The sequence below is a fragment of the Acinetobacter faecalis genome, assembly GCF_034187745.1.
Taxonomy (GTDB): Bacteria; Pseudomonadota; Gammaproteobacteria; order Pseudomonadales; family Moraxellaceae; genus Acinetobacter; species Acinetobacter faecalis.
Window position 1 is genome coordinate 292,910 of record NZ_JAXHPF010000003.1, and the last position, 6,583, is coordinate 299,492.

General features: G+C 32.5%; 7 protein-coding genes. 2 read left to right on the top strand and 5 right to left on the bottom strand.

Translation table 11 applies throughout. The features are described 5' to 3' along the window. Positions 1 to 87 precede the first annotated feature (87 nt). Positions 88 to 1,803 carry an AAA family ATPase gene (locus tag SKM54_RS05095; protein ID WP_321091904.1) on the bottom strand — a complete coding sequence of 572 codons (1,716 nt, stop codon included), beginning with the start codon at positions 1,801 to 1,803 and terminating at the stop codon, positions 88 to 90. Between the two features lie 287 nt (positions 1,804 to 2,090). On the opposite strand from SKM54_RS05095, the gene SKM54_RS05100 reads away from it, so the two are divergent. Further along, entirely contained in the window at positions 2,091 to 3,059 is a 969-nt protein-coding gene (locus SKM54_RS05100) for an alpha/beta hydrolase (protein ID WP_321094534.1), read from the top strand. A gap of 165 nt (positions 3,060 to 3,224) precedes the next feature. After that, positions 3,225 to 3,929: a glutamine amidotransferase gene (locus SKM54_RS05105; RefSeq protein ID WP_154771527.1), complete on the top strand. Its 705-nt coding sequence runs from the start codon at positions 3,225 to 3,227 to the stop codon at positions 3,927 to 3,929. Positions 3,930 to 4,031: 102 nt separating this feature from the next. Here SKM54_RS05105 and SKM54_RS05110 read toward each other — a convergent pair whose 3' ends face one another. From SKM54_RS05110 to SKM54_RS05125, 4 genes are all read right to left on the bottom strand, one after another. Beyond that, positions 4,032 to 4,388 (bottom strand): hypothetical protein, encoded by a 357-nt coding sequence (locus SKM54_RS05110; protein WP_321090419.1) that lies wholly within the window; start codon positions 4,386 to 4,388, stop codon positions 4,032 to 4,034. 5 nt (positions 4,389 to 4,393) lie between these two features. Continuing rightward, the gene (locus SKM54_RS05115; protein WP_321094536.1) at positions 4,394 to 4,765 is read right to left on the bottom strand and encodes an immunity protein Imm33 domain-containing protein; all 372 of its coding nucleotides are present in this window, start codon (positions 4,763 to 4,765) and stop codon (positions 4,394 to 4,396) included. Positions 4,766 to 4,903: 138 nt separating this feature from the next. Next, positions 4,904 to 5,365, bottom strand: a complete 462-nt coding sequence (locus SKM54_RS05120; protein WP_321088628.1) for a hypothetical protein — start codon at positions 5,363 to 5,365, stop codon at positions 4,904 to 4,906. 15 nt (positions 5,366 to 5,380) lie between these two features. Then, on the bottom strand, positions 5,381 to 6,421 hold the full coding sequence (locus SKM54_RS05125) for a linear amide C-N hydrolase (protein WP_321094539.1): 1,041 nt from the start codon (positions 6,419 to 6,421) through the stop codon (positions 5,381 to 5,383). Positions 6,422 to 6,583 lie beyond the last annotated feature (162 nt).

Genomic DNA, 6,583 nt, shown 5'->3' on the forward strand with positions numbered 1-6,583 from the left:
GCTTTTTCAATAATTTGTTATGTTCCACGCTCAATATCTAAACAATGTTCCACAAATCTGTTTAATTCTTCTAATGTAAAACTAAAACTATTCCACAAACAACAACGCTAAACGAACTTGATCATATCCCAATTTAGGACTTGTTAATTCTACAATCGGGCGAAGTTTTAAAGAGCCATCATCATTAAAATGATTAGAATCTTTACGCTTCAATAAACGCTTATAAATTTTACGCACTTGTTCAACCACTTCTTCACCTGGGCTTGCAACAGAAATATCTAAACCCTGCTCTTTATGTAAACGCCCTAAATGGTTAATAATGGTTGCAGGCGTTAAACCACGCTCCACCGCAATATCTTGAATTTCATAACCATCTACAAATAATGCTTTCGTTTCATCCAAAGTTGCAGCAGCGTAATTCGTTTTACCGCCACTTTTGGCAATTTTCTTCTCATTACGCTCAATTTCAACTTCATTTAGCGTACCGCCACAATGACGAATAAATGCTTTGTGCTGAGGTGTTAAGTCAATTGCATCGTAATGTTTTTCAGCTTCATCAGAAAGCTCTTGAAAACGTCTGTCCGCCTTAATGGCTAAACTATCTAGCTCTAAAGCTTGCTCATTAAAACCAAGTAACCGCAAGCCATCTAAGCTTTTTAATCGAGACAGCGCAACATAACCCTGCCCATTTTCAAAAGTATGACTTAAATTAATTTCAGCCGCTTCTAAAGTCATCCCTTGAGATTTATGAATGGTAATTGCCCAAGCCAAACGCAAAGGAATTTGCGAAAAACTCGCAATGGTTTTACCTGCATCGTTATCTACAGACCATGTTTCAGGCTCAACAATTAAAGTCGTTCCATCTGTAAGTTTTACTTTCGGTAAACAACCATATTCATCATCTTCTTCAAAGCCAATCACTTCACCTAAGCTACCGTTAATGTAGCCCATATCGAAATTGTTCTTTACAAACATGACTTTGGCATTTTTCTTTAACGTTAAGTTTTCTGGCGCACGTACAGAAGACTTTAATGTTTCTATTAGCTTGTCATTACCATCACATTGCGCATCGAACTGACGACCATCATTTTCAATTTCATTCAAATGCTTAAAGTTAATGGTGTCTACGTCCATATTATGGGTATATAAACGTGTAAAGGTATCGCCAATATCTTGATTTCGTGTATTAATTAAAGCTTGTTTATGTTCTTCACTAATACTTTGGCTACGAATTGCATTTAGAATATCGTTTAAATAATCGTTTCCTTGACGATGTTGCTCAGTCAAATAACACACGCGGAATTTTGCTTCCACCCACGCTTCAGACATAAAACAAAACTTATCACGGTTACGTTCATCATTACGACCTACAGGTGGTAACTGGAAAAAATCCCCTGCAACAATCACTTGAATTCCACCAAAAGCTTCTTCACTTTCTTTGAAGAATTTTAAAACCTTATTCACTAAATTTAGTTGCTTGGCATGCAACATTGAAATTTCATCAATAATTAAAACTTGGGCATTTTCTAAATGTTCTTTTAAATATTTACGTTCTTTCATACGCTTCAGTTCATCTTCTGAAATCGCATCTTTAATACCAATACCAGCCCAAGTATGAATAGTCATGCCATTCATATGCGTTGCAGCAATGCCCGTAGATGCAGTAATAGCCACAGTCACTTTACGTGCTTTTAAATAGTTGATGTATTGATTAAGCGTATAGGTTTTACCTGCACCAGCCGACCCTGTTAAAAATACATTTTCACCGGCTTTCAATAACTTCAGTGCAGTTTCTTGTTTCATAAGACCTATAACCATAAACGAACCGCTATAGCCTACAGATTTTTGACTCAAAAGTTAAGGTTAAAAGTCAGATTAGCGACAAAGCATGTCTTTCAATTTCATTTAATTGTTTTATTTTCAGTTTAATTCATCAATAAATTGGCGATGACATGTGAAATACCACCTTTCCCTTTAATAATTTGTACTTTAGAACAAGAGGAAATAACAAACTTTATTTGACAAGCATTCACACATCTTCGATATTCAATAAATATTACTGTAATAATCAAACTTGATTAGGTTCAAACATGGAAGTTAAATTAAAAGAAATACAATATCGACAAGATGTTTTAGGTGCTGGTTATGAATGTGCTGATCTTGAGTTTCCAGCAGATTATGAAGGAAAAGTGATTGCAACTTTAATTAGAAAAAAAGCACAGAAATCCACACGGAAAGCTGTCCTATATATTCATGGATTTATCGACTATTTCTTTCAAACAGAAATGGCGGAAAAGTTTAATGAACAAGGTTTCAATTTTTATGCACTTGATTTAAGAAAATATGGTCGCTCTCACCTTGCCCATCAACAATTTTATAATGTACGTAATTTATTTGAATATGATGCAGAAATTAGCCAAGCGTTAGATATTATTGGCTTAGAAAATCATAATTCCATTTTACTTTGTGGTCATTCAACAGGTGGCTTAATCACAACGCTTTATGCAGTACATCATCCCTATCATCCTTTAATTAAAGCCTTATGGGTAAATAGCCCATTTTATGATTTTAATAAAACTGCTTTTGAACAAAAGTTTGGGATTCCGTGTATTAGCCAATTTGGAAAATATACGCCAGATTTAGAATTCCCAAGTGGCTTAAACCGTTGGTATACACCAAGTTTGCACCTGAGTATGTATGGAGAGTGGAATTTCAACTTAGAATGGAAAAAGGAAAAGTTTCCAAAAGTTCGTTTAAGTTTTATTCGTGCTATTTATGAAGCACAAAAGGAAATTCACAAAGGTGTTTACCTTAGTGTTCCAACTTTAGTCATGTATTCAAACCGCACAACAAACCCAAAACAATGGAATTCCGATGCTCAACATAGTGATATTATTTTAAACGTAAAAGACATAGAAAAATATGCACTCAAAATGTCAGGCAATATTCAATTATGTACTATTAAAAATGGAATGCACGATTTAGTACTATCCTCAGCTCCTGTTCGCGAAAAAGTATATTCCGAATTATTTCAGTGGCTAAATTTTAAAATGTCTTAAAATTTTCAAGATATAATTTTAGTTAAATACGAACTTAGATTTTCTTTTATTTTACTAACTAAATGAAAATTAAAACTGTGAATTAAATTTGAATTAATACAGTAAAAATCATTTTTAAAATATAATGAACTACTACTTTAATACATCAAAATATAGTTCTCATTTATGTCAAATTTTCCAGACACAATTTATGCAATTCAACATGTCGCATTTGAAGATTTAGGCTCTTTAGAAGATACATTTTATCAACTTGGCTTTCGTGTTCGTTACTTTGAAGCAGGTGTTGATGACTTAAGTAAAGCATATGAACATAAAGGATTGACCATTATTTTAGGTGGTCCAATTGGTGTTAATGAAACGGAAGATTACCCATTCATACAAAAAGAAATAGACTTACTAAAAGTTCGTTTGAGTAATGATTTACCGACAATTGGTATCTGCTTAGGTGCGCAGTTAATTGCAACCGCTTTAGGTGCTAAAGTTTATTCAGGTACTACAAAAGAAATTGGTTGGAGTAAATTAACCCTTACTGATCATCCTATAAATCCACTAAATACTCTGCAAAATATTGAAGTTTTACATTGGCATGGAGATACTTTCGATCTCCCTGAAAATGCTAAATTACTTGCAAGTACAGAAGCTTACCCGCATCAAGCTTTTTCAGTGAATGAGCATATTCTTGCTTTACAGTTCCATATTGAAGCTTCAGCAGATAGCATGGAAAAATGGCTGATTGGACATACCTGTGAACTCAGAAATGCTTCTATTAATATCTCAAAACTACGTGAAGATAATCAAAAATTTGCACCACAACTTGAACCTGTTGCAAGTCAAATTATCAAAAACTTTATGACATCTCTAGTAAATTAATTATTAAAAAAGAAGATCTAAGCTAAAACTTAGATCTTCTTTAAAATGTACTTTTATAAATACAAAACAATCGTTTACTAACAATAGCTTCATTTGCTTAGGCTATTTTCTTTTACAAAATGCAGAATCTGAAAATCCACCAAGTTCTAAACTTTTACTCTGCCGCTCTAAATAATAGTTCGCAGCCAGTAACATATGTGAGGCATTTTCTAATTGTTTGTTCTCTTCAGATATTTTTTTAATATCTTGGTAAGCATTAATCCGCTCACAAAATGCTTTATTTTGTTCAGCAAACGTCGAACTTGTATCTTCAGAATCTAAAACTACTTTCGTATTTTGAATAATTTGCATGTATTGATTCAATAAAGCATCATATTTTTCTTGGCTTAGTTGTTCTGCATGCACAAACGATGCAAAACAACTAATCATAATTATATGAAACTTAATATAAAGTTTCATATATATTACGCCTCATCACCTTCTTTCCATACATCTTCATAATCATCGCCATCAATCATAAAGCGAAAACCTACATCTAAAGCTAAGTATGGAAGAACATCTGGCGCAATTTCTTGTAATTCGCGAACGGTCATTGTTTCAAAGTTATCAGTGCCTTCTTCAAGCTCACCACCATAAATATACCAGCTCACATTTTCATCAGTTTCAGACTTTTTACGAATACCTACTAAAGGATCTTTATTTAAAGTTTGAAGTGCTACAGCAATGACATCATCGCCACTTACTTCAATATAAGCGGAACCAAACTCTTCACATAAAAGTTTTTGTTCTGAAATGAGTTCAGCCAATGCTGAAGCTTGTTGCGGATTTTTAGCCATATTGTCGATTTACTATTTAAAAACAATTTCACCTAGCTTAACGTAAATTGAATATTTTCCAATATCAGAGTAGGTATTTATTCAAAATAAATCCTACTCATTCAAACTTAATGAAATAAAAAAGCACCCGAAGATACTTTAAGGAACATAAATACTGGTAAATTGTTTATATATAGAAGATTCCACGCCATCTTTATATATAAATCGAGAAATTACACCTTGATCTGTATGAATATTAATTGATATCGCATTAGATTTTAAATCTGCCATTAAATTCTTAGGCACGACAATACTATTTTTAGAATGACGTAAATTAAAGATTACTTCTTGAGTTGTTTTAGCTTCAGGCACAAAACTGTAAGATTTCTTATCATTACTAAATACGACTTTTTGAATATCATAATAATGATAAAGACTGTCTAAGCTTACTTTTACATTGAAATTATCTTTTTTCTGATCATTCCAGCTTACAGTCATTAAAGGACAAAGTTCATTCGTTTGACACAAAGGTAATCCCTTAGTTCCTATATTTTCCTGTGTTAACGTTGCACAACCACTTAACAATACAAACCCAAGCATAAAAAATACATTTTTATTCAATGTTCCACCCTCTATTTAGCTAATACCTAAAAATTTAAATGCAGTTGTCGCTTTTAAATAACCATTCGCTTTCCCAGCATAAATATTAGACTGATCTTTTCCTAAATCCAACTTTAATGTTTGAGTTCCGCTAAAATTAATATCTTTTAAATCAATCCAAAATGTATTTGGTGATACAGCAGATTCAAAAAAATAAAGTTTCCGTTTATGATCTACAACTGTTCGCCATCTTGTTGATGAGATATTTGGCTCTTCTTCTGTATTTAAACCAAATGGAACTGAAACATTTCTAATTACACTAAAAACACTTGCTAAAGAATGTTCTGATGTTGCTTTTTTAGGAATGGCATTAATATAAAATGAAGCACGCGCAAATCGATCAGCTGCTCTATTTGTACCAGGTAGCATCGTAGTTCCACCAATTTGTTTCCAATATTCATCTAATGCGAGTTGTTTTTCAAACAATGGTGAATTCGTCATTACTTGATGCTTTCGACTATGATGTATAACTTGCTTACCTTTGACATACTCAATAATTGCACTATCTCCAGATGCATCAGAAATAGATAAATGTAGTGTTGTTAACCTTGATTCACCTGGAACTGCATCAGAAACTACAATAAATGGTTCTTTTTCCAAAGCTTTTACTGCTTCAGCAACCGTTGAATAATTATCTAAAATATATTGAGCCCATAATGAAATACTTAAAGTTGGTTTTTTATTCTTTTCTATATTCGGATATTCAGATTCTACCAACCATAATAAATTTGCAGCAAGCCCCTTTTCATTCATACCATCTGTTGTTGAAATATCATAACCTGTTGTTACAACACTTCCGTATTTAGATGTCCATTTAATTGAATTTTTTCCAGCTAAACCACCTCTACTTACATTATTTGGTAAAACCCATATATTAGAACCAACATCTAACTTCCAGTCCATTGATCGCGCAGTCATTACATTCTGTTCGTCACCTAAATAAACAACACGTGTACATGCCATAGATAATTCTCCTATGAAAAACAACCCAACAGCTAATAGCAATTTCTTTTTCATAATCAACAGCCCCTCAACTTTTCAATTTTTATTAAATATTATATATATCAATATTCTAGTTCTTGTGTAAAAGCTAGTATTTGTTTTATTTTCAAACAAAAAAACCATTTCACTCAATTTCATTTTAATTTTCTTATATTTTTCATTTATTTTTATGCATGC

Coding starts and splice junctions, on each gene's coding strand:
- SKM54_RS05125 (WP_321094539.1), bottom strand. CDS start 6,421: ATGAAAAAGAAATTGCTATTAGCTGTTGGGTTGTTTTTCATAGGAGAA.
- SKM54_RS05100 (WP_321094534.1), top strand. CDS start 2,091: ATGGAAGTTAAATTAAAAGAAATACAATATCGACAAGATGTTTTAGGT.
- SKM54_RS05110 (WP_321090419.1), bottom strand. CDS start 4,388: ATGAAACTTTATATTAAGTTTCATATAATTATGATTAGTTGTTTTGCA.
- SKM54_RS05095 (WP_321091904.1), bottom strand. CDS start 1,803: ATGAAACAAGAAACTGCACTGAAGTTATTGAAAGCCGGTGAAAATGTA.
- SKM54_RS05115 (WP_321094536.1), bottom strand. CDS start 4,765: ATGGCTAAAAATCCGCAACAAGCTTCAGCATTGGCTGAACTCATTTCA.
- SKM54_RS05105 (WP_154771527.1), top strand. CDS start 3,225: ATGTCAAATTTTCCAGACACAATTTATGCAATTCAACATGTCGCATTT.